The organism is Anoxybacillus sp. PDR2, assembly GCF_009834045.1.
Classification (GTDB): Bacteria; Bacillota; Bacilli; order Bacillales; family Anoxybacillaceae; genus Anoxybacteroides; species Anoxybacteroides rupiense.
In genome coordinates this window covers 3,570,784-3,589,894 of sequence record NZ_CP047158.1, presented here as the reverse complement: position 1 = coordinate 3,589,894, position 19,111 = coordinate 3,570,784, and the positions used below count along the sequence as shown (strand labels likewise).

At 46.2% G+C, this 19,111-nt stretch carries 17 protein-coding genes; 12 read left to right on the top strand and 5 right to left on the bottom strand.

The window, feature by feature from the left end:
- The first annotated feature begins 124 nt into the window (after positions 1 to 124).
- The 5 genes from GRQ40_RS17285 to GRQ40_RS17265 all read left to right on the top strand — a co-directional run bounded on the left by GRQ40_RS17285 (position 125) and on the right by GRQ40_RS17265 (position 4,629).
- Complete coding sequence (locus tag GRQ40_RS17285) at positions 125 to 631, top strand: competence protein ComK (protein WP_080861596.1); 507 nt, start codon at positions 125 to 127, stop codon at positions 629 to 631.
- A 133-nt stretch (positions 632 to 764) separates the two neighbouring features.
- Entirely contained in the window at positions 765 to 1,199 is a 435-nt protein-coding gene (locus GRQ40_RS17280) for a DUF1284 domain-containing protein (protein WP_066150477.1), read from the top strand.
- A 92-nt stretch (positions 1,200 to 1,291) separates the two neighbouring features.
- Positions 1,292 to 2,665, top strand: coding sequence for an aspartate kinase (locus GRQ40_RS17275; RefSeq protein WP_159720554.1), 1,374 nt, complete (start codon positions 1,292 to 1,294; stop codon positions 2,663 to 2,665).
- Between the two features lie 379 nt (positions 2,666 to 3,044).
- Complete coding sequence (locus GRQ40_RS17270; protein ID WP_052660930.1) at positions 3,045 to 4,007, top strand: processed acidic surface protein; 963 nt, start codon at positions 3,045 to 3,047, stop codon at positions 4,005 to 4,007.
- A gap of 1 nt (position 4,008) precedes the next feature.
- Complete coding sequence (locus tag GRQ40_RS17265; protein ID WP_159720552.1) at positions 4,009 to 4,629, top strand: class D sortase; 621 nt, start codon at positions 4,009 to 4,011, stop codon at positions 4,627 to 4,629.
- A 6-nt stretch (positions 4,630 to 4,635) separates the two neighbouring features.
- Here GRQ40_RS17265 and GRQ40_RS17260 read toward each other — a convergent pair whose 3' ends face one another.
- Positions 4,636 to 5,097, bottom strand: coding sequence for a YwpF-like family protein (locus GRQ40_RS17260; RefSeq protein WP_044742424.1), 462 nt, complete (start codon positions 5,095 to 5,097; stop codon positions 4,636 to 4,638).
- A 283-nt stretch (positions 5,098 to 5,380) separates the two neighbouring features.
- On the opposite strand from GRQ40_RS17260, the gene ssb reads away from it, so the two are divergent.
- Both ssb and GRQ40_RS17250 read left to right on the top strand, forming a co-directional pair.
- Positions 5,381 to 5,725 (top strand): single-stranded DNA-binding protein, encoded by a 345-nt coding sequence (gene ssb / locus GRQ40_RS17255; protein ID WP_080861607.1) that lies wholly within the window; start codon positions 5,381 to 5,383, stop codon positions 5,723 to 5,725.
- Between the two features lie 348 nt (positions 5,726 to 6,073).
- Positions 6,074 to 6,568: a hypothetical protein gene (locus GRQ40_RS17250; RefSeq protein ID WP_159720550.1), complete on the top strand. Its 495-nt coding sequence runs from the start codon at positions 6,074 to 6,076 to the stop codon at positions 6,566 to 6,568.
- A 159-nt stretch (positions 6,569 to 6,727) separates the two neighbouring features.
- On the opposite strand, the gene GRQ40_RS18835 is transcribed toward GRQ40_RS17250, so the two are convergent.
- The 3 genes from GRQ40_RS18835 to GRQ40_RS17240 are packed head-to-tail and all read right to left on the bottom strand — an operon-like array spanning position 6,728 to position 11,200.
- Positions 6,728 to 6,862: a hypothetical protein gene (locus GRQ40_RS18835; protein ID WP_255458239.1), complete on the bottom strand. Its 135-nt coding sequence runs from the start codon at positions 6,860 to 6,862 to the stop codon at positions 6,728 to 6,730.
- A complete protein-coding gene (locus GRQ40_RS17245; RefSeq protein ID WP_159720548.1) occupies positions 6,859 to 9,627 on the bottom strand; it encodes a DEAD/DEAH box helicase in 2,769 nt (922 codons plus the stop codon). Before GRQ40_RS17245 ends, GRQ40_RS18835 begins: the two co-directional genes overlap by 4 nt.
- Positions 9,620 to 11,200: a hypothetical protein gene (locus tag GRQ40_RS17240; RefSeq protein WP_159720546.1), complete on the bottom strand. Its 1,581-nt coding sequence runs from the start codon at positions 11,198 to 11,200 to the stop codon at positions 9,620 to 9,622. The genes GRQ40_RS17245 and GRQ40_RS17240 overlap by 8 nt, the downstream gene beginning before the upstream one ends.
- Before the next feature lie 201 nt (positions 11,201 to 11,401).
- Between GRQ40_RS17240 and GRQ40_RS17235 the strand changes: the two genes are divergently transcribed.
- Positions 11,402 to 13,030 (top strand): C40 family peptidase, encoded by a 1,629-nt coding sequence (locus tag GRQ40_RS17235; protein ID WP_159720544.1) that lies wholly within the window; start codon positions 11,402 to 11,404, stop codon positions 13,028 to 13,030.
- Between the two features lie 111 nt (positions 13,031 to 13,141).
- Here the strand turns inward: GRQ40_RS17235 and GRQ40_RS17230 are convergent, their stop codons facing one another.
- The gene (locus tag GRQ40_RS17230; protein ID WP_159720542.1) at positions 13,142 to 14,074 is read right to left on the bottom strand and encodes a polyisoprenyl-teichoic acid--peptidoglycan teichoic acid transferase TagU; all 933 of its coding nucleotides are present in this window, start codon (positions 14,072 to 14,074) and stop codon (positions 13,142 to 13,144) included.
- A gap of 165 nt (positions 14,075 to 14,239) precedes the next feature.
- On the opposite strand from GRQ40_RS17230, the gene wecB reads away from it, so the two are divergent.
- From wecB to GRQ40_RS17210, 4 genes are all read left to right on the top strand, one after another.
- A complete protein-coding gene (wecB, locus tag GRQ40_RS17225; protein ID WP_080861632.1) occupies positions 14,240 to 15,385 on the top strand; it encodes a non-hydrolyzing UDP-N-acetylglucosamine 2-epimerase in 1,146 nt (381 codons plus the stop codon).
- A 204-nt stretch (positions 15,386 to 15,589) separates the two neighbouring features.
- On the top strand, positions 15,590 to 15,985 hold the full coding sequence (locus tag GRQ40_RS17220; RefSeq protein WP_044742431.1) for a hypothetical protein: 396 nt from the start codon (positions 15,590 to 15,592) through the stop codon (positions 15,983 to 15,985).
- Positions 15,986 to 16,346: 361 nt separating this feature from the next.
- The gene (locus GRQ40_RS17215; protein ID WP_159720540.1) at positions 16,347 to 17,681 is read left to right on the top strand and encodes a UDP-glucose dehydrogenase family protein; all 1,335 of its coding nucleotides are present in this window, start codon (positions 16,347 to 16,349) and stop codon (positions 17,679 to 17,681) included.
- A gap of 113 nt (positions 17,682 to 17,794) precedes the next feature.
- A complete protein-coding gene (locus GRQ40_RS17210) occupies positions 17,795 to 19,102 on the top strand; it encodes a nucleotide sugar dehydrogenase (protein WP_159720529.1) in 1,308 nt (435 codons plus the stop codon).
- Positions 19,103 to 19,111: the final 9 nt, after the last annotated feature.

The following is a 19,111-nucleotide window of genomic DNA, read 5'->3' as shown; positions in this document are numbered from 1 at the left end:
TTTTTAAATTTGTAATTTTTTGTATAATAGAGATGGAGGTGGTCATAATGGATGAGATTTCTTTGTTCAAAAATCGAACATACGTACTAAATTTGGATGATTATCAATATAGGGGGAACTTGGAGTGAAAAGATACTATGAAATCGTGGAAGATACGCAAGCACTTGAGCCGTTCTACAATGAGTACGGCCAATTATGCACCATTGTCCATGAAACCAATGCGACGTATATAGTAGAAAAGTCGCCGTTAAAAATTGTCGAGCATAGCTGCACCTACTATGGATGCGGTTACGAAGGACGATTGGAGGCAGCGAAGCTCATTTTAGGACTCAAGCAAATGGTTCCCATTTGTGTTTGTACTTCTTTGCGATTATATATGATCCCCACTTGCTCCCCGGAAAGCGATAAATGCTTTTGGCTCGCTCTGCGCCATATTCACGGTATTGAGCGGTACAAGCAGAAGCAGGCAAAGGTCATTCTCTCCAAAGGATCATCTCTGATTCTTGATGTGCATCGCGATACACTTGAAGCGAGGCGGGCCAAAGCGACTTTGCTGTTTTTCACGCTTGAGACGCGTTGCGGCATTTATAAAATCATCGAACAAAAATTCCCATTGTGGCGGTTTTTTTAAGGCGTCCGCCGAGAGGACTTCGGTTTCCAAGTGCGGCGCAGACCGGGGCGACTTCTGACGATCTCGTACATCAAGTCCAAGTTTCGGCGTATAATGAAAGGGATATCGAAAATGGGGGAGGGGGAAGACGAATATGAAGCCATTGCGGCTAAGAGGACATCATTTATTATGCGTCCATGGATTCCGCGGCATGGGATACAGCCCGTCGTTTGTGGAAAAAATGAAAGAGATTGTGAAGGAAATCCGCAATGAAGAAAAAGATTTCCCGATTCAAGTGGTGGTGGCGCTCGATGAAGCGTGCTCCGCCTGTCCGCATCATGGAGAGTCGACATGCCAAGCTTCTCCTCGTTCCAATGACCATGTGGTCGCGATGGATCGAAGAGTGATCAAGCATTTAGGGCTTGAAGAAAATAAGATTTATTGGAAATCAGAGCTTTTGCAGCGGACCGCTGCCCGAGTGCGTCCAGACGATTTAGATCACTTATGCGCCAATTGCTCATGGCTTCCGTATGGCGTATGCAAAGAGGGCATTGCCAACGTACGCGCGGGAAATATTCAACAAAAATGAATGAATTATCAGAAATTAATGCTTCTCCTTCGGAAAAAATGTGGTATGATAACAAAATATAAATAATCTTTAAACAGAGAGGGTTATGGAAGATGAAAGTAGCAAAATTCGGGGGAAGCTCTGTGGCGAGCGCCGAGCAGTTCCGCAAGGTGGCAGGCATTATCCAATCCGATCAGCAACGGCGCATCATCGTTGTATCAGCCCCAGGAAAGCGGTATAAAGCCGATACAAAGGTGACCGACTTACTGATTCGCTTGGCGGAAGCCGTTATGAGAGGAAACGAATACGACAGCTTGATTGAAGCCGTTGTCGAGAGATATGCGGATATCGCTAGGGGCTTGGAACTGCAAGCATCGGAGGTTATAGAGCAAATGAAAGCCGACTTGCAGCAAAAAATCGCTGCCTATCATGATGACCATCTCCGTTTGCTTGATGCGCTCAAGGCGAGCGGCGAAGACCATAATGCCCAATTAATGGCCTTTTACTTGCGGAGCCTTGGCATGGAAGCGCGTTATGTAAGTCCGCGTGAAGCCGGCATTTTTGTAACGGATGAGCCCGGCAATGCCCAAATTCTGCAGGATTCCTATGAAAAGCTGAGCAAGCTGAAGCAATGCTCAAATATTGTCGTGATCCCCGGATTTTTCGGCTATTCATTAACAGGACATATTGTCACGTTCCCGCGCGGCGGTTCAGATATTACTGGTTCGATCGTAGCCGCTGGAGCCGGCGCCGACGTGTATGAAAACTTTACAGATGTGGACTTCATTTATTGTGTCAATCCGTCGATGGTCGAAAATCCACGGCAATTGCGGGAAATTACCTATCGTGAAATGCGAGAGCTATCTTATTCGGGATTTTCGGTATTTCATGATGAAGCGCTCGAACCGGTATTTAAAGCAGGAATTCCGGTATGCGTCAAAAACACCAACAATCCGGAGGCCCCCGGAACTTGGATTGTCGCCAAGCGGGACCACCGGAATGTGCCGATTGCCGGCATCGCCAGTGATACAGGTTTTTGTAGCGTTAACGTAAGCAAATATTTAATGAACCGCGAAATCGGATTTGGCCGGAAGCTGCTGCAAATTCTAGAGGACGAAGGCATCTCGTACGAACACGCGCCATCTGGAATTGATAACATGTCGGTCATTTTGCGTGCCAATCAGCTGCAGGGAGAAAAAGAGCAGCGGATTATGGATCGGATTCAAACGGAGCTAAAGGTTGATGAGATTCATATTGAATATGGCTTGGCGCTCATTATGGTGGTCGGAGAGGGAATGGAGCGCGCTGTCGGGGTCGCGGCCAAAGCGACAGCGGCGTTTGCCCAAGCGCAGATTAATATTGAAATGATTAACCAAGGCTCTTCTGAAGTAAGCATGATGTTTGGCGTGAAGGAAGAAGCGGTAAATAAAGCTGTCCGTGCCCTGTACGACGCATATTTTGCGCCCGTATATGCACAACAAGAATAGACGAAAGACAAAACCATCCATCTCTTTCTAGTTTTTTGAAGATGGATGGTTTTTATTATGGTTCACGAATGCGAGAGCCCTGCCGAGAATCATAACCAGCATGGCATCCGCTTTGTCCGGGCATTTTCAAAATGGCCTTCCTCTTTCCTCTAGCTGCTGTGCTTGTGACTTATGTAGCTGACATGTCCATTCAATCAGGAGTTCATATAAGGGAGCGGCGAAGACGTGCTGCCGGTAAATGCCCCCCTTTTCTAAATCCACTTCTCACAAACAAAGAAGCTTTTTCATGTTTGAAAAAATAAAAGATAGTAAATACATAAGAGTATGCATAATGGAAAATAATACTATCGTATGAATTTTTTTAAGGGAGGAACAAGCGTTGAAAAAGCTTCTTTGGGTCATCGTTTTCTGCTTTTTTATTGGTATAGACGGATTTGGACAGCCAGCTGCAGCGCAAGTGAACGAGAAAGAAGTACAATCGTACATAAGCAGCTTTGGATGGACGATGAATGATTTACAACAGTATTTAAGTGATTATGACAAGACGCTGGCGGATTTTGCGACGGTGGATGAACTGAAGCAATGGCTCGGAACGCCGATTACAGAGGAGCAATTAAATGAATTGCTTGTGCGCCATAAACTAACAAAAGAGGAGCTAGAAGCATTGCTCGGTCAATTCGGGGAGACGTTGCAGGATTATACGTTTATTGAGGATTTGGATGCGGCGGTTCATTTTTATTTGCATCATGATGCGGCGATGCAGCAAATCAATGATATGCTCTCTGCGATCGGATTTACTGAACAAGAGGCGAACCGCTTGTTTGACCATATCATGGCGCTTGATGAAAAAGCTCTGGCCGAGAAAATGAAAAAGCTGGACGCGAGAATGGAGCGGTTTCTCAATATAGAGGATCCGACGAAGCTGAAGAAGCAACAAAAAGAGGAGCTGCTCTCTATTTGGGAGGACATGCTGGCAACGTTAGAAATCCATCCTGTATTTTATTTAGTGAATGGTCAAAAGGAAGAAATATCCTATCAGAAACTGCTGGATATGAACACGCTGGGAGGCCGCGATTTGCTTGTTGAGCTTCGCAACTCTCAAGGAGAGATCTTGGCGGATATGCAGCTGTCTGAAGAAATGCTCAAATCAGGGTATATCCTTCATGCCGGGGAAAATCTGATTCACGCTGGGGAAATCGGCGGTGAAATGAAAGCGAAAATGCAGGGCGAAAAAATGCCGAATACGGCCTCGCCATATATGGAGAATATGCTGCTTGGTCTGATGATGATTCTGCTTGGAGCCGTGATGTATTGGCGGAAGCGGGAGAGAACGGTGAAATAAGATGAGAAAAGTGAGGTATAGGAAATATGTAGCCATTGGCTGGATGATAGCGGGAAGCATGGTGGCCGCATGGAATGGGTATGCGTATTGGGAAGGATACCGTGCCGTTCAGCCCATCGCTACAGAGTCTAAACCCATCTCTAAGCCCGTCATCTCATCTGTCGAGACAAAGACAGGTCAGCCGGAGCCGAAACTGGATGAGCACATGGGGACCTTGTTTATTCCTAAGCTTCATATTTCGATCCCCATTTATCATGGAGCGACAGAACAGCAGCTTCGCAAAGGGGTCGGGCATTATCCAAAAAGCGCTTTACCTGGCGAAGAAGGCAATGTCGTGCTATCCGGCCACCGCGACACGGTATTTCGCCGCTTAGGAAGCGTGGGAAAGAATGACGAGCTGATTGTCCAAACGAAAGCTGGCGAGTTTATTTATCGGGTGAAAAAGGTGCGCATTGTTTCGGAAAACGACCGTACGGTGCTTGTGGAGAAGCCGCGGCCGACGCTAACGGTAACGACTTGCTATCCCTTTGATTTTATCGGAAATGCCAAACAGCGGTATGTTCTTGTGGCGGATTTCATTTCGCCATCAGCCAGCCGAAAAGAGCAACAAAAAAAGGGCTAGAATCATCTAGCCCTTTGTTGCTTGATCCACTTTTACAGGTTCGCGCCACTTCATGCCGCGGCGCTCATGAAGCTCATGCTTAAATTCCTTCAGCAGCGCTTCACCCTGCAATCCTTTTTCAACAAGCCCGGCAAGCACAATCTCTGCCAAATCTGTTCGATTACGGATCATAAGTCCTTCCATGAGCACGCTAATATGCTCCTTCATCGATGTAACAGAATGAATGGTTGCAAGCATATAAGCTGGATCATTGCCGGTGTGGGAAATGGTCACTTCGAGGCGAACTTCATCTTGAGAACGTTGGAGTTTTGCGAATAGTGGTTCATATTGTTTATCTATATATGTTTCAACGAGCCATCGGTTTCTGCCATCTTCCTTATTGATGATGAGCCCGTCAATGAGCGGAATTTGCTGGCGATGTAGATGATCGTCAATGACCTGAACCCCCACAAGCTTGAAGGTTTTCATTTTATCACCTCGTCAATGTTGTCTCAAACAAGATTATAACACAATCATATTGGAAAAAGAAAATGAACAAACGGGATTGATCAACAAGCTTCACATGAAAAAAGATAAAAAAATGAAAGAAATTGAATTTTTTTGTCGTTTTTTGCATCATTAGAAAATAGTCTTATCGATATTTTGTGAAAAAGTAAATAAAAAAATTCAAAAGTCGCTATTTTACGGATCAAACTGCCATGATTTATGCTAGAAATGCGGCCAATATATAATGATAGAAGGGAGGAATGGAATGATTAACCAGGTCGTGTTAGTCGGCCGTTTGACGAAAGATCCAGAGCTTCGCTATACGGCAGATGGGGCAGCGATGGCGAATGTGACGCTGGCCGTAAGCCGCAGCTTCCGCAATACGGACGGTGAAATTGATACAGATTTTATTCATTGCAAGCTATGGCGAAAAATAGCGGAGAACACGGCTCATTATTGCCGCAAAGGTTCGATTATTGGCGTCATGGGCCGCATTCAAACACGAAATTACGAAAATCAAGCGGGAAAACGTGTATATGTGACCGAGATTATTGCCGAGTCTGTTCGTTTTATGGGCGGCAAGGCCGCCGTATGGAGCACGCAAGAGTAATCCCGTCTAAAAATGGATCCTCTTATTTTCCCCATAAACAGAAAGATGATGTCCTCATCTAATGGTTTTCCTCGATTCGTCCCCTCACATATTGGCCAGCCGCATATGGTTGGCCCTTTTTCCATCATGAGAGCTGCCTCTTATTAGGAGATTGTCGTTCAAACAAAATTTGTTCGATAGAGGCCATCTTAACTTTCAGCAAGCAAATGGAGGCTTGCCAATCAAACTCAGCTGAAGGATAGATAGTCCCATTATATTTGATCCGTTTACGTTTTATGAATGAAGCTGTACAAGGGGTTTCGAAAAAAACCTGCTGACTGAAAGATTTTTAAGGAAAGGAGAATGTTCGTGAATCTTTATCTAGCTGATATTGCCGTGCATGAAAAAAAGCAAAGCAAGCGCTGTGAGCCCTCGTGCCGCGTGTTTATTCGAGAAATCCATAGCGCCTGGTCTTTGCCGTTTCATTCAAGGCCGGCCCATCGTTTTTCTTATTCGCTCTCGCTGTTAAAGAGGGAGACGAACACGACCGCGGAGCTTTGCCGCGGACAATGGCTGCGCGTGATTCAGTGCCAAGAAAATGCGCGTGTGCATCTTCTGTTCAAATCGGTCGATCATCGCTATATGTTCGCCGTCGCCCTTCATTTAAAAACAAGAACGGTTTCCGTTGTGTCCTACGAATGGAGCGACGTGCAGCGAAAGCATGTCCGTCTCTGTGCTCATGAGCTTCTTGCGATCGAACGCCAGCTAATTTTTCAGATTCTACAAACCTTTTATATTTACCGAAAGCAGCAGATATCGTATTTGGCGATGTTCCGGCCGGAGCCGAGGCAGCCGTCGGGCTGATGGAGCCATCCTTTGATCCTATCAGACGAGCCCGGCATGCTGGCTGCTTCTCTATTTTCTTTTGCTGCATATCTTATCCATATACTATATCATATTTCATGCCCCCGTTGTTCGTGTGGATGAATGAACGATATCCATGCGGCGCAAAAATGAAATCGATCATCTGAGGCTGCTGTTTGTTTGCCGGCTGTGTTGCTGGCGGCTGGCTATTTTTTTCGCCATTTGCTCACGCAGTTTTTCCCAAGCCGTTTGCTTGCTTGCTTCCTTTGTTTTCTTTCTCCGTGTGTTTTTCATGATCGTTCCGCTCCTTTATGAACCATGGCTGGCAAAATCAATAGCTCCCGTAGTTCTTCATTAGAAAGCTCGGTGATCCATGCTTCGCTTTGGATAATTTCGTTATTCAGCGCTTGCTTGCGCTCAATCATTTCATCGATTTTTTCTTCTAGCGTGCCAACTGTAATCAGTTTGTGAACATGAACAAACCGCTTTTGGCCAATGCGGTAAGCGCGGTCTGTCGCTTGATTTTCGACAGCGGGATTCCACCAACGGTCGAAGTGGATCACGTGGTTGGCCGCTGTTAAGTTTAATCCGATGCCTCCAGCCTTTAAGGATAAAATGAACATATGAAAGGCACCTTGTTGAAATTGCTCAATCATGCGGTCGCGTTCCGCTTTCGGGACGCTGCCGTTTAAAAAGAACGCTTGTTCGTGAAAATGGGAAGAGATCAACTGTTGAATCATCCGCCCCATTTCGATATATTGCGTAAAAATTAAGCAGCTTTCTCCGCGCTCACGGATTTGCTCGATAAGCTCCAGCAATTTTTCCAATTTGCGGGATCGTGCTAAAAGGTTGGCCGGATTGGCTTCTTTTAAATACAGGGCCGGGTGGTTGCATAGCTGTTTCAGACGGTTTAGCATTTGCAAAATAAGGCCGCGCCGTTCAAATCGGTCTGCTTTTTCGATGTCGGCCAGCGTCTGCTGAACAAGCTCTTCATAAAGAGACGCCTGTTCGGCCGTCAACGGGCAATATTCTTTTTGTTCAAGCTTATCAGGAAGGTCAAGAGCGATCGCTTCATCGGTTTTCGTACGCCGCAATAAAAACGGGCGGATCAAATTTTGCAGCACCGCCACTTTTTGGGCATCCCGTTCCTTTTCAATAGGGATGGCAAAGCGGCGTTGAAATTGCCTTTGGCTGCCTAAATAACCGGGATTGATAAAATGAAAAACGCTCCACAGCTCGCTTAGCCTGTTTTCCATCGGCGTGCCGGAAAGGGCGATTTTATGACGGCCGATGAATGTTCGAATCGCGCGCGCTTGTTTCGTATCGGCGTTCTTAATGTTTTGGGCCTCATCTAAACAGATGGTGTCCCATTCAATGGATTTTAGCTCGTCGCTGTCAAGGTGAGCCAAGCTGTACGAGGTGAGGATGAGATCGGCCCGTTTGGCCGCGGCAACGAACGCTTCTTTCTTTGCGCGGTTTGAGCCATGATGAATATAGATGTTTAAAGACGGGGCAAACCGCTCGCATTCTTTTTGCCAATTACCGATCACGCTCGTTGGGCAAATGAGCAGAGACGGCTGTTGATTGGCCTCATGCTTCTGCACGTATGTCCAGTAAGCGAGCATTTGCACCGTTTTACCAAGCCCCATATCGTCTGCCAGACAAGCGCCAAGACGAAAGCGGCGCAAAAAGAGCAGCCAGTCGACACCACGCTGCTGGTATGGCCGCAGTGTTCCTTTAAATGAATGAGGAATGGAAACCGATGGAATGCGGTCAATGTTTGTCAGCTTGCTTACAAGCGTTTGAAAACTGCGATTTAGCTCAATGGCAAACCGACGGAGCTCGCCGGTCTCTTCGGATGTTTCGCTTTGTGTTTGTTGTACGAAGGCTTCCTGTAGAATGTCGCGAATGGCCACTCCTTCTTCTCGCGCTTTTTTCATTAAAGACTGTACGTGCTGAATCAGCTTAGGATCAAGCTGAATCCAACGTCCGTGCACTTGCATGAGGCGACGCTTTTGCGCGACAAGCTGGTCGAACTCCTCTTCACTAAGCTCCACACCGTTTGTGGCAATTTTCCAATCAAAATCGACAAGTGCATCCAGTCCTAATAGTGACGGATTGGATGATGAAGAAGACTTCACTTTTGCTTTTAGCGTGAGGCGTGTCTGTTTGACCGCTTCCCACCAAGAAGGCAATAAAATGCGCACGCCGGCTTCTACGAGCTGTTCGCTTGCCTCCGATAAAAAGCGCCATGCTTGTTCATCATCCAAATCAACCAAAAGCCCGCCGTTTTCATCGGCAAGCCAAGGTACGACTTTCATCCAGAGGCGATAGGCGCGCTGAATGGCTTGTTCGTGCTCCCGCCATCCATCTGGCCACTCCATGGACTTGTGCCAGACGAGCGCTTCCGTTTCATCATGAGCAACGAGCACCGTTTCTAGAGACCAATGGGAGAAATCCTCCATCGGCTCGGTAAGGCGCAGCGCTACCATAAAAGGAGGACGCTGGCCATTCCAGCCAATTTCATACAGCCAGTCGTCTTCATTGGTGAGCCAATAGGGGATATGGCTGGTAGTGAGCGGATAGGTGCGAACAATTTCCTCCCATGTTTCGTTTAGCTCGCGGTCGCGTCTGATCCACTCATTGATCGCAAGCGCCCGCCATTTTATTAAAAAGGGATCTTCATCAGCTCCATCCTTCCGTTTCCAACCGAATCCGCCTTTTTTCCATGCGGAAAAATCGGGCATGAGGCGCATTTCGCAAATATCGTCCATCATTTCTTGCGCCCACTGTCGCCAAGTAGACAAGCTTTCGCTCCACTCAAGCGGAGCCAGCTCATTTTCAGGGGAAAGTGCAAAAAAAGTAGCCGCTTCCCATGGAGAAAGCAAAACTCCTTCCTCATGGCCTATTTTGGCACTCGACAAAAGCGTGCCGTAAAAGCTTTCCTCATGCCAGGAAAAAGCGATCGTTTGCCAAAGATTCAAAGGGACGTTGCTGTAGAGGAAAAAAGCTTCTTCCTCATCAAGCCATCGTCCCATAAGTGTAATGGTCTTAATCATTCAGCAACTTTCCTTTCTGCATTTCTTCATAAAACGCTCGCATCCGCTTCGTTTCGACCAACAATCGCTCACGGTATTCGAGCCATATATGATATTTGCCCAATGACCGGTAATAGGAGCGCAGCTTTTTTAAATATTTAACGGCGCGTTTATAAGCTTGGCGATTTTTCATTTGAATCATTTTTTGTACGCCGTGATGGTAAAGCGGCAGCAATAATGAACGATCGCTCTTTTCGATCTCGGCCAAAAACGAGCGGTGGATATCTTCAATTTCCATATGGGCAATGAGATGCAAATCGACCCATTTTTTATATTGGCCGCTTGCCATGAGAAAATGGCTGTAATCATAGGCGCTATATGGAAGCAGCTTTTGCAGCATCCTCTCGTAGTAGGTTCCATCTCCAGTAGTCTCTGTATAGTGTTCCAATAGATGGAGCACTTCTCTGATAATTTGCGTTCTATTATGATGAGAGATGGTCTCGAGCGAAGCGACAGCATCTAGGCACAGCGGCCACCACGCCTTCATCCGCGTCCACTGTCGAGTATGGGAAAGCTCCCGAAGCCAAAACAGCAAATACGAAACAACCGGCATATCAGACTGTTTGAGAAACGCGAATGCTTCTCCATCATGACGGCGCAAAAAGGCGAGATGGGCTAAAGCGATCAGGCTTTCCTTCTTTGAAGAGGGATGCTCTAGCTTCGGCTGCAGCTTCTCTCGCTCATGCTCCGTAGACAATCCGCCTTGAACGAGCATGTTCCATACGGTTTGATACACGCGAATGCGCAAGTCCGGCAAATTTGGACCGGTAAATAAGAGAGAATGCACATATTCTTGAGTTTCTTTCAGCAGTGTGGAATAGGCTGCTGGTATGGACATGCTGGCAAGAGATGCGCATTTATTGTGAATGACGCTTACGAAGTCAGAAGCGGCTGCTTCCCAATAGGAGCGATGGTAGGAATATCGCTGAAACCGTTCGCTATATTCGATCAGCTGCTCAAAGGTAAACAGTGCAGCGTGAAGATGATAAAGCTGTTTTTCAACGGACAAATCAGGAGCTTTATCGAGCAGTGATGGAAAAAAACGGTCGCATAAATGATGGGCGAACCAATAGTCAATCATGCGATAATGAGTTAAAAAGCGGTGATAAGCCTGTTCAAATTGTTCCCGCCAACTGCTCGATGAACCTGACGGCTTTCCGCTTTGGCTGGCTTTGGTCAGCTTAATCGATGGTTGTCTTTGAGTCCACGTTCGGACCAGTTCTCCGACGGGACCGACATTTGCGTACAAATAAAAAAAGAGCGCCAATCTGTGCGAGCATATAGGAGCGGCTCCGCATTCGCAGCGGCCTTGTGAAAGATCGGTAAAATGAAGCGTTAATTGGTGCACCTTTTCGTCTAATACGTGAGCGTGCACCGTTTGAGAATCGAGTAAATGAGCGTTATAGACGAAGCCTTCTCGATAAAGCTTCAATCCTTTTTTTAAATCGGCTTCGTGCAAAGGAAAGGCTATTTCTCGTTGAAGCTGGCGGGCCGTTTCCTCCAGCGCCGCTTTCGACAGACTTGTTTGCAGCAACTGTTCTCATCCTTTCCCGAATCGTTTCTATTCTTTCATTCTAATTGCTTTTCTCGTCATTTATACAAGAATTATAACAAAAGTCTCCTTCAATAAAAAAGAAAGTTTCGTTATACTAGAACTAGCGCCAGTCGAAAAAAAGAATTCAAGTGCTGGATTCCTTTTTTCGACATGGCGAACGGTTAAAGGAGGGAGAGCAGAATGCAATGGAAGGCGCGGCACGTCATCATGACATCGGCATTTGCTTCAGCGCTGTTTATGCTGCCTACAGAAGGGAAAGCGGCGCAGTTGAAAATCGGCATGAGCGACGCGAAAGTCAAAGAAGTGCAGCAGCTGTTAAAAGCGGCGGGTTTTTTCACGTATCCAACGGCAACTGGCTATTATGGAACGATCACGGAGACGTCGGTAAAAAATTTCCAATCCTCTGTTAAGCTTCCAGTCACAGGGGTGGTCGACGATCAAACGTATGCAAAATTAAAGACCGCATCCAGCCCGCAGCCTGCATTAAAGCAAGGGGCTTCTGGTGAAGCGGTTAAAACGCTGCAACAGCAATTAAAAACGCTCGGCTTGTTTACCTACTCAGAAATTACCGGATATTACGGAACGATCACGGCCGACGCGGTGAAAAAATTCCAAAAGCAAGCAGGGCTTCCCGCGACAGGAGCGGCGGACAATGCGACGCTTACCAAGCTGAAGGACGCGGCAAATGCAAAGACAAAGACGTCGACGTCCTCTGTTAATAAGGCGACGATCTACTTAACGATTGGATCAAGCGGCGATTTGGTGAAGGAAGTGCAGACGAAGCTGAAGCAGCTCGGTCACTTCACTTATCCGGAAATTACAAGCTATTATGGAACGATCACAGCCGATGCGGTGAAAAAATTCCAAAAGCAAGCGGGCCTTTCTGCGACAGGGACGGTGGACAATACGACGCTTACCAAGCTGAGGGAAGCGGCGCAGCCGAAGGAGACCGCGCCATCGGGCGGCAATCAGGCGACTGTCTACTTAACAATTGGGTCCAGCGGCGATTTAGTGAAGGAAGTGCAGACGAAGCTGAAGCAGCTCGGTCACTTCACTTATCCGGAAATTACAAGCTATTATGGAACGATCACGGCTGACGCGGTGAAAAAATTCCAAAAGCAAGCAGGGCTTCCCGCGACAGGAACGGTGGACAATGCGACGCTCACCAAGCTGAGGGAAGCGGCGCAGCCGAAGGAGACCGCGCCATCGGGCAGCAATCAGGCGATCATCTACATAACGATTGGGTCCAGCGGCGATTTGGTGAAGGAGGTGCAGACGAAGCTAAACCAGCTTGGTCTTGTCACCTCTGCGCAAATTACCGGCTATTACGGAACGATTACAGCTGATGCAGTGAGGCAATTTCAGCAAAATGCCGGCTTAAAAGTGACAGGGATTGTTGATGATACGACTTATCAACGGCTCAAGACCCAAAATTCGGTACAGAAGGTCGATCCGATTGAGCTGGTAGCGGATGCCGCTTTATTGTTGGGCAAGCCATATGTATGGGGAGGACAAACCCCGGAGCAAGGCTTTGATTGCAGCGGGCTTATTTATTACTTATTCCAGCAGCAAGGCGTCAAGGTGCCGCGAACGGTCGCTACGATGTGGAACGCGGGCACTAGTGTTTCCTCTCCTTCCATTGGCGATATGGTCTTTTTCAAAACGGAAGGCAATACGGTTTCCCACGTGGGAATCTATATCGGCAACAATCAATTTCTTCATAGCGGCAGCTCTACCGGAGTGACGATCAGCTCATTTAGCAATTCTTATTGGAGCTCTTGCTATGTGGGAGCGAAGCGATATTGGTAATCCGACCAGTTGAAATTGGGAATGGACGGACTTGAAAATGGTTGGCAGACAAGGAAGGCAGTGGAGCGCGGGATGAAAGCTTTTGTCAACCGTTTAGAGCGGCTGATCGCATCAGCCGCTCCTTTGCTGCTTCACTTCTAAATGGGTTTTTAATGCATTCGACACGGCCAACCGCTCTTTTTCAGAGATAAGCACATAAAAAATGCCATTTATTTTTGTTCCGGTTCCTTGTAAATGGAGCTGCTCCATATGCTGGCGTGCCTCTTTGTACCTCTCTTGAATATCTCTCATTTGTGCGAGTGTTAAATTCGTTTTGACATGCTTGGCAATCGCCGCCAGCATATCGTCGTAATAGACGAATGAAGAAAGGCTGGCTCCTTTTTGAATCACGGCTTCAATGATTTGTTTTTGTCGATCCTCACGCCCAAAATCGCCGCGGGGATCATCATAGCGCATGCGGGCATACTTCAACGCTTTATCTCCATTAAGAGCCACTTCTCCCTTTGGAAATGTCACGCCGTCATATGTAAAGGCAAAGGGATTATCTACAGTGACTCCGCCGACGGCATCCACGATATCTTTAAAACTTTCCATATTGACTTTCATATAATAATCAATAGGAATATCAAGAAACTTTTCAACGGTAGCGATGGTCGTATTGACGCCGCCGAATGCGTAAGAATGGTTTATTTTATCCATTTTCCCTTTTCCGACCATTTCGACTCTCGTATCGCGCGGGATGCTGAGCAGCTTAATGGATTTTTCATTTGGATTGACGGTCAAAACGATAAGCGAATCCGCTCGACCACGGTCGCCCTTGCGCTCATCTACGCCAATCAATAAAAAGGAAATCGGGGTTTGCCTTTTTAATGACACAGGCTTTGTGCGTTTTTTGGGAGCGATTGGTGTAACGGGTTCATAAATTTGTTGTGCCGTATGTTTGACGTTGGAATAAATAGAATAAGCATATGCTCCAATACCAGCGAGGGCGAGAACCATTGTTATTCCGATCACCCATATCCATTTTCGCTGTTTCGTTTTCATGTGTATCTCCTTTGTTCGACGTCATGTCTCTATTTTGGAAAGAAGCAAGGGTTATGGACGTATTTTCCTTGGCAAAGATTGAGTAAAAATCAACTTTTCATTGCCGAACGCACATGTTAGAATAGGAACAGACTTTTTATAGCCATCAATATTGTAGGTGAAAATATGAAGCAAAAATTAAAAGTGATGACCATTTTTGGGACGCGGCCAGAAGCGATCAAAATGGCGCCTCTTGTATTAGCATTAGAAAAACATGACCAACATATACAATCAATTGTGACCGTAACGGCACAACATCGTCAAATGCTTGATCAAGTATTGGACGTGTTCCGAATTACGCCAGACCACGATTTGAATATTATGAAGGACCGCCAGACGCTCGCCGATATTACCGTCCGGGCGCTTTCTGGATTGGATCAAGTCATGAAGGAAGTCAAGCCGGATTTAGTGCTTGTGCATGGCGATACAACCACTACGTTTGTCGCAAGCCTTGCGGCGTTTTATAATCAAATTGCCGTAGGGCATGTGGAGGCGGGACTGCGGACATGGAACAAATATTCACCGTTTCCAGAAGAAATGAACCGCCAGCTGACAGGAGTCATGGCTGATCTTCATTTTGCCCCGACCCAACAGGCGCATGACAATTTAGTGAGCGAAAATAAAAAACGCGATTCCATTTTTATTACAGGCAATACCGCCATTGATGCGCTGAAAACAACGGTGAGCAACGATTACGACCACCCTGTGCTGAAGCGGATGAATGGAAGCCGGATGATTTTGCTGACGGCCCACCGCCGGGAAAATTTAGGAGAGCCGATGCGAAATATGTTTCGCGCGATTAAACGGTTAGTGCAAGAGCATGATGATATTCAAGTCGTCTATCCTGTTCATTTAAATCCTGCCGTCCGGGAAGTGGCGAACGAGATTCTCGGCCAAGATGACCGCATTCATTTGATTGAACCTTTAGGCGTCGTCGATTTTCATAATTTTGCGGCACGCTCGTTCTTGATTTTAACAGACTCCGGAGGGGTGCAGGAGGAAGCGCCGTCTCTTGGAGTGCCTGTGCTTGTGCTTCGCGATACGACCGAGCGCCCGGAAGGAATCGCAGCTGGAACGTTAAAGCTGGCCGGCACAAGCGAGGAAACGATTTATCAAATGGCGTTTGAGCTGCTGAACGATCCAGCGGCCTATGAACGGATGGCCAAAGCGGCCAATCCTTATGGAGATGGAAAAGCGTCCGAACGGATTGTCCAAGCGATTCTTTATCATTTCGGAAGAACGAATCAGCCTCCACAGCCGTTCAGCTGTTAAGCCAGCCATTCCCGCATCCATGTCGAGCGAGACCATGGTGCGGGGATATTTTTCGTTGTTTATGTACAAAGTAATAAACAAATTCGTCATTCATTGGCAAGCAACGATCGAAAGAGGCCGTTGCCGCTTGGAAATCATTTCGATTGGTAAGGCTATATATACAATCATGTGACAGCACAAAAAAATTTTGGAGGTTTTTTCTTTATGCTAAAAAATCTTCCTCATGGAACAAAAATTAGCATTTCCCGTTCCATTGCTTTCGTTTTTGAAAAATATATGAATCAAATTCAGTGGCAGGAAGAACAGTTTGATCCGGCCGTCTTTATGCAGCACTGGCGGCAATATATTGAAAAACAAGCCGCTTGGTTCCATTCATTAGATGAAGAAATAAAGCAAAGCCCGTCCTTTCATCAAGAATTAGCCGCGAAAATTAATGAAATCATGGAAAAAGTCCTATCAGAAAAGCCGACTGAAGAGCAGTTGCAAACTATCGAGCAGTTGACAAAAGAGCTGCAAATAGAGGATATTCCCGTTTCTTGCAAGGCGGAAGCCAACTACTATATTGAACAGCTTCAAGAAAAGAAAAAGCAGCGCGTGTAACAAGAGAATGCTTTAGAGCACCTATTTCTTCACGTCACAGTCAGGACTAGGAACGATGAGGAGCCATCTATTTTAGTCCACTCGATTTTGGCAGGAGCATTTAGATATCGCAGTGTCAGTCAAAGGATGAACTGGCAAGCCGCCCAACGCATATGCTATAGCTATAATGGCTGTAGCTTTTTTTTGTGGAAAATGCATAGATAGCGGATTTTTCATTTTCCTGTGACCTTTGTTTCAGAGAGGGTTTTTAAAAGTAAAATAATGGATGGGGTATGCGGATGACATGTATTTGCTTTCTTTTCCCCTTTGGTTATTATAGAATGAGGGATATGAGATGATGTCATCGTAGGAGGAACATAGTGTGAAAATCACTGTTACAGGTACAGGATATGTAGGCCTTGTTACGGGGGTTTGTCTTGCAGAAATCGGACATGATGTGATTTGTTATGATATTGATGAGCCGAAAGTGCAAATGATGAAGCAAGGAATCTCGCCGATATACGAACCTGGTTTAGACGAATTAATGAGAAAAAACATGGAGCAAGGTCGGCTTTTTTTTACAGCGGATGAAGAAATGGCGTATGGACAAGCTGATATTATTTATATTGCTGTTGGCACGCCAGAAAAGGAGGATGGCTCCGCTGATTTGACCTATGTGGAAGAAGCGGCGCTGGCCATTAGCCGTTATGTTCGCAAACGAGCGATTGTTGTCATCAAAAGCACCGTTCCGGTCGGTACGAATGATCGCATTCAAAGGATGATTCATGAACATAAAGCGGAGGAAGCGGATATTACCGTTGTTTCCAACCCGGAATTTTTGCGGGAAGGCTCCGCCATTTACGATATGTTTCACGGCGACCGCATTGTCATCGGCGCCAATGATCCCGAAGCTGCGGCCCTGATCGCGGATATTAACAAACCGTTCGGCATCCCGATTATTCATACCGATATTCGCAGCGCAGAAATGATTAAATATGCCGCCAACGCATTTTTGGCGACGAAAATCAGCTTTATTAATGAAATTGCCAATATTTGCGAAAAGGTTGGCGCCAATATTGATGATGTTGCTTATGGAATTGGGCAGGATCACCGGATCGGGCCGCATTTTCTAAAAGCCGGCATCGGCTACGGAGGCTCATGCTTTCCAAAAGATACAAAAGCGCTTGTGCAGCTGGCGGGAAATCTCCAGTATCAGTTTGACCTGCTTGAAGCGGTCATTCACGTCAATAATAAACAGCAGTTATTATTATATACAAAAGCGAAAGAATTATTCGGTTCACTCGCAGGAAAAAAAGTAGCGGTTCTTGGGCTTTCCTTTAAGCCTAACACAGATGACATTCGCGAGGCTGCCTCGCTTGTTTTCATCCATCGATTGCTTGCCGATCAGGCACAAGTCACCGTGTATGATCCGATTGCAATGGAAAAAGCTAAAGCTATACTTGGAGATCAAGTGGTTTATGCGTCATCTGCTGCTGAGGCGCTGTGCGACCAAGAAATTGCCTTTATTGCGACCGAGTGGGAGGAGATCAAAGCGCTGCCGTTTTCACTTTATGTGGAACAAATGAAGGATCCAGTCATTTTTGATGGCCGGAACTGTTACGATATCAAAGAAGCGGAAAGATTTCCGCTCACCTACATCTCGATCGGAAGAAGGCCGATTGTGCAGGCTCCTTCTATGGAGGGCAGCAGAAGATAGGACAACGCCGCAAATGTTTAAAATTCGTTACAAATATATAATCGCAGTTTGTTTTTTGTTATAATAAAGTTTGATTGTAAAAAAGGTACTTCAGTAAAGGAGAAAGACTTCGTATGAGCAAAAAAATTTGTGTCATTGGATTAGGATATATTGGACTTCCAACAGCCGTCATGTTTGCCAATCATGGCTTGCAGGTACATGGTGTTGATATTAACGAAAAAGCAATCAGCATGATTCAAAAAAAACAATTGCACATTGAAGAAAACGGATTGCAAGAGCGTCTTAATCAAGCGATAGACAGCGGAAAATTGACGGTTTCGACAACACCGGAAGAAGCCGATGTATTCATCATTGCCGTTCCTTCTCCGATTAATCCAGATAAAACAGCGAATTTAGATTATGTTCGCTCTGCTACTCAGTCGATTGTTCCTTATGTCCGCGCCGGAAATTTGGTCGTGCTGGAATCAACGGTACCGCCGCGCACGGTAGAGGATGTCATGCTGCCGATTTTACGGGAAACGGGTTTAGAAATCGGCACAGAGCTTTATGTTTCCCATTCCCCTGAACGCGTCATTCCAGGGAGAATTTTTGAGGAATTAACCAATAACGACCGCATTATCGGCGGCATCAATGAAGAATCAAGCCGTTTAACAGCTGAATTATACAAAACATTCGTAAAAGGAACGATCCATTTAACCGATGCGACAACGGCCGAAATGGTAAAGGTCATGGAAAATACGTATCGTGATGTCAACATTGCTTTTGCCAATGAACTAGCGAAAATCAGCGAAAAAATTGGCATTGATGTGTGGGAGGCGATTCGCTTAGCCAATTTTCATCCGCGCGTCAATATCCATTTTCCAGGGCCCGGCGTTGGCGGCCATTGCATCGCAGTCGATCCATGGTTCCTAGTAGAATTGCAGCCGGAATTAGCGAAAATGATTCACCTTTCCCGTCAGACGAACGACAGCATGCCAGAATACACCGCTTTGAAAATTAAGCAAATTTTAAATGAAAAAGGAATTAAGCACGGCCGAGTGGCAGTGTTCGGATTGGCGTTCAAAGGAAATGTGGACGATATGCGCGAAAGTCCATCGCTGGAGGTCATCCATCATTTAGAGCAGCTGGGAATCGACTACACAGCGTATGACCCGCATATTAAGGAGAATCAGTTAAGCCAGCAGACGCAGGAGCTGGAACAAGCGGTGGCGCATGCCGATATGATCGTTATTTTAACAGACCATCAAGAGTTTAAATATTTGCAGCCTGAGCAAGTAGGCGCTCACATGCGCACGTCCATTATTTTTGATACAAAACATTGTATCGAGCGCGGCCTCTGGGAGGAAAACGGATTTGACGTGCATGTGCTCGGAGATGCCAAACACCGCTCCAAGTATGAAAAGCATACCTTTTCTAATTAGGTGATTACA

What these genes read in the sequence shown, in the direction of transcription:
- GRQ40_RS17280 (WP_066150477.1), top strand. Translation starts at nt 765, where the DNA reads ATGAAGCCATTGCGGCTAAGAGGACATCATTTATTATGCGTCCATGGA.
- GRQ40_RS17275 (WP_159720554.1), top strand. Translation starts at nt 1,292, where the DNA reads ATGAAAGTAGCAAAATTCGGGGGAAGCTCTGTGGCGAGCGCCGAGCAG.
- GRQ40_RS17265 (WP_159720552.1), top strand. Translation starts at nt 4,009, where the DNA reads ATGAGAAAAGTGAGGTATAGGAAATATGTAGCCATTGGCTGGATGATA.
- GRQ40_RS17260 (WP_044742424.1), bottom strand. Translation starts at nt 5,097, where the DNA reads ATGAAAACCTTCAAGCTTGTGGGGGTTCAGGTCATTGACGATCATCTA.
- ssb (WP_080861607.1), top strand. Translation starts at nt 5,381, where the DNA reads ATGATTAACCAGGTCGTGTTAGTCGGCCGTTTGACGAAAGATCCAGAG.
- GRQ40_RS18835 (WP_255458239.1), bottom strand. Translation starts at nt 6,862, where the DNA reads ATGAAAAACACACGGAGAAAGAAAACAAAGGAAGCAAGCAAGCAAACG.
- GRQ40_RS17245 (WP_159720548.1), bottom strand. Translation starts at nt 9,627, where the DNA reads ATGATTAAGACCATTACACTTATGGGACGATGGCTTGATGAGGAAGAA.
- GRQ40_RS17235 (WP_159720544.1), top strand. Translation starts at nt 11,402, where the DNA reads ATGCAATGGAAGGCGCGGCACGTCATCATGACATCGGCATTTGCTTCA.
- GRQ40_RS17230 (WP_159720542.1), bottom strand. Translation starts at nt 14,074, where the DNA reads ATGAAAACGAAACAGCGAAAATGGATATGGGTGATCGGAATAACAATG.
- wecB (WP_080861632.1), top strand. Translation starts at nt 14,240, where the DNA reads ATGAAGCAAAAATTAAAAGTGATGACCATTTTTGGGACGCGGCCAGAA.
- GRQ40_RS17220 (WP_044742431.1), top strand. Translation starts at nt 15,590, where the DNA reads ATGCTAAAAAATCTTCCTCATGGAACAAAAATTAGCATTTCCCGTTCC.
- GRQ40_RS17210 (WP_159720529.1), top strand. Translation starts at nt 17,795, where the DNA reads ATGAGCAAAAAAATTTGTGTCATTGGATTAGGATATATTGGACTTCCA.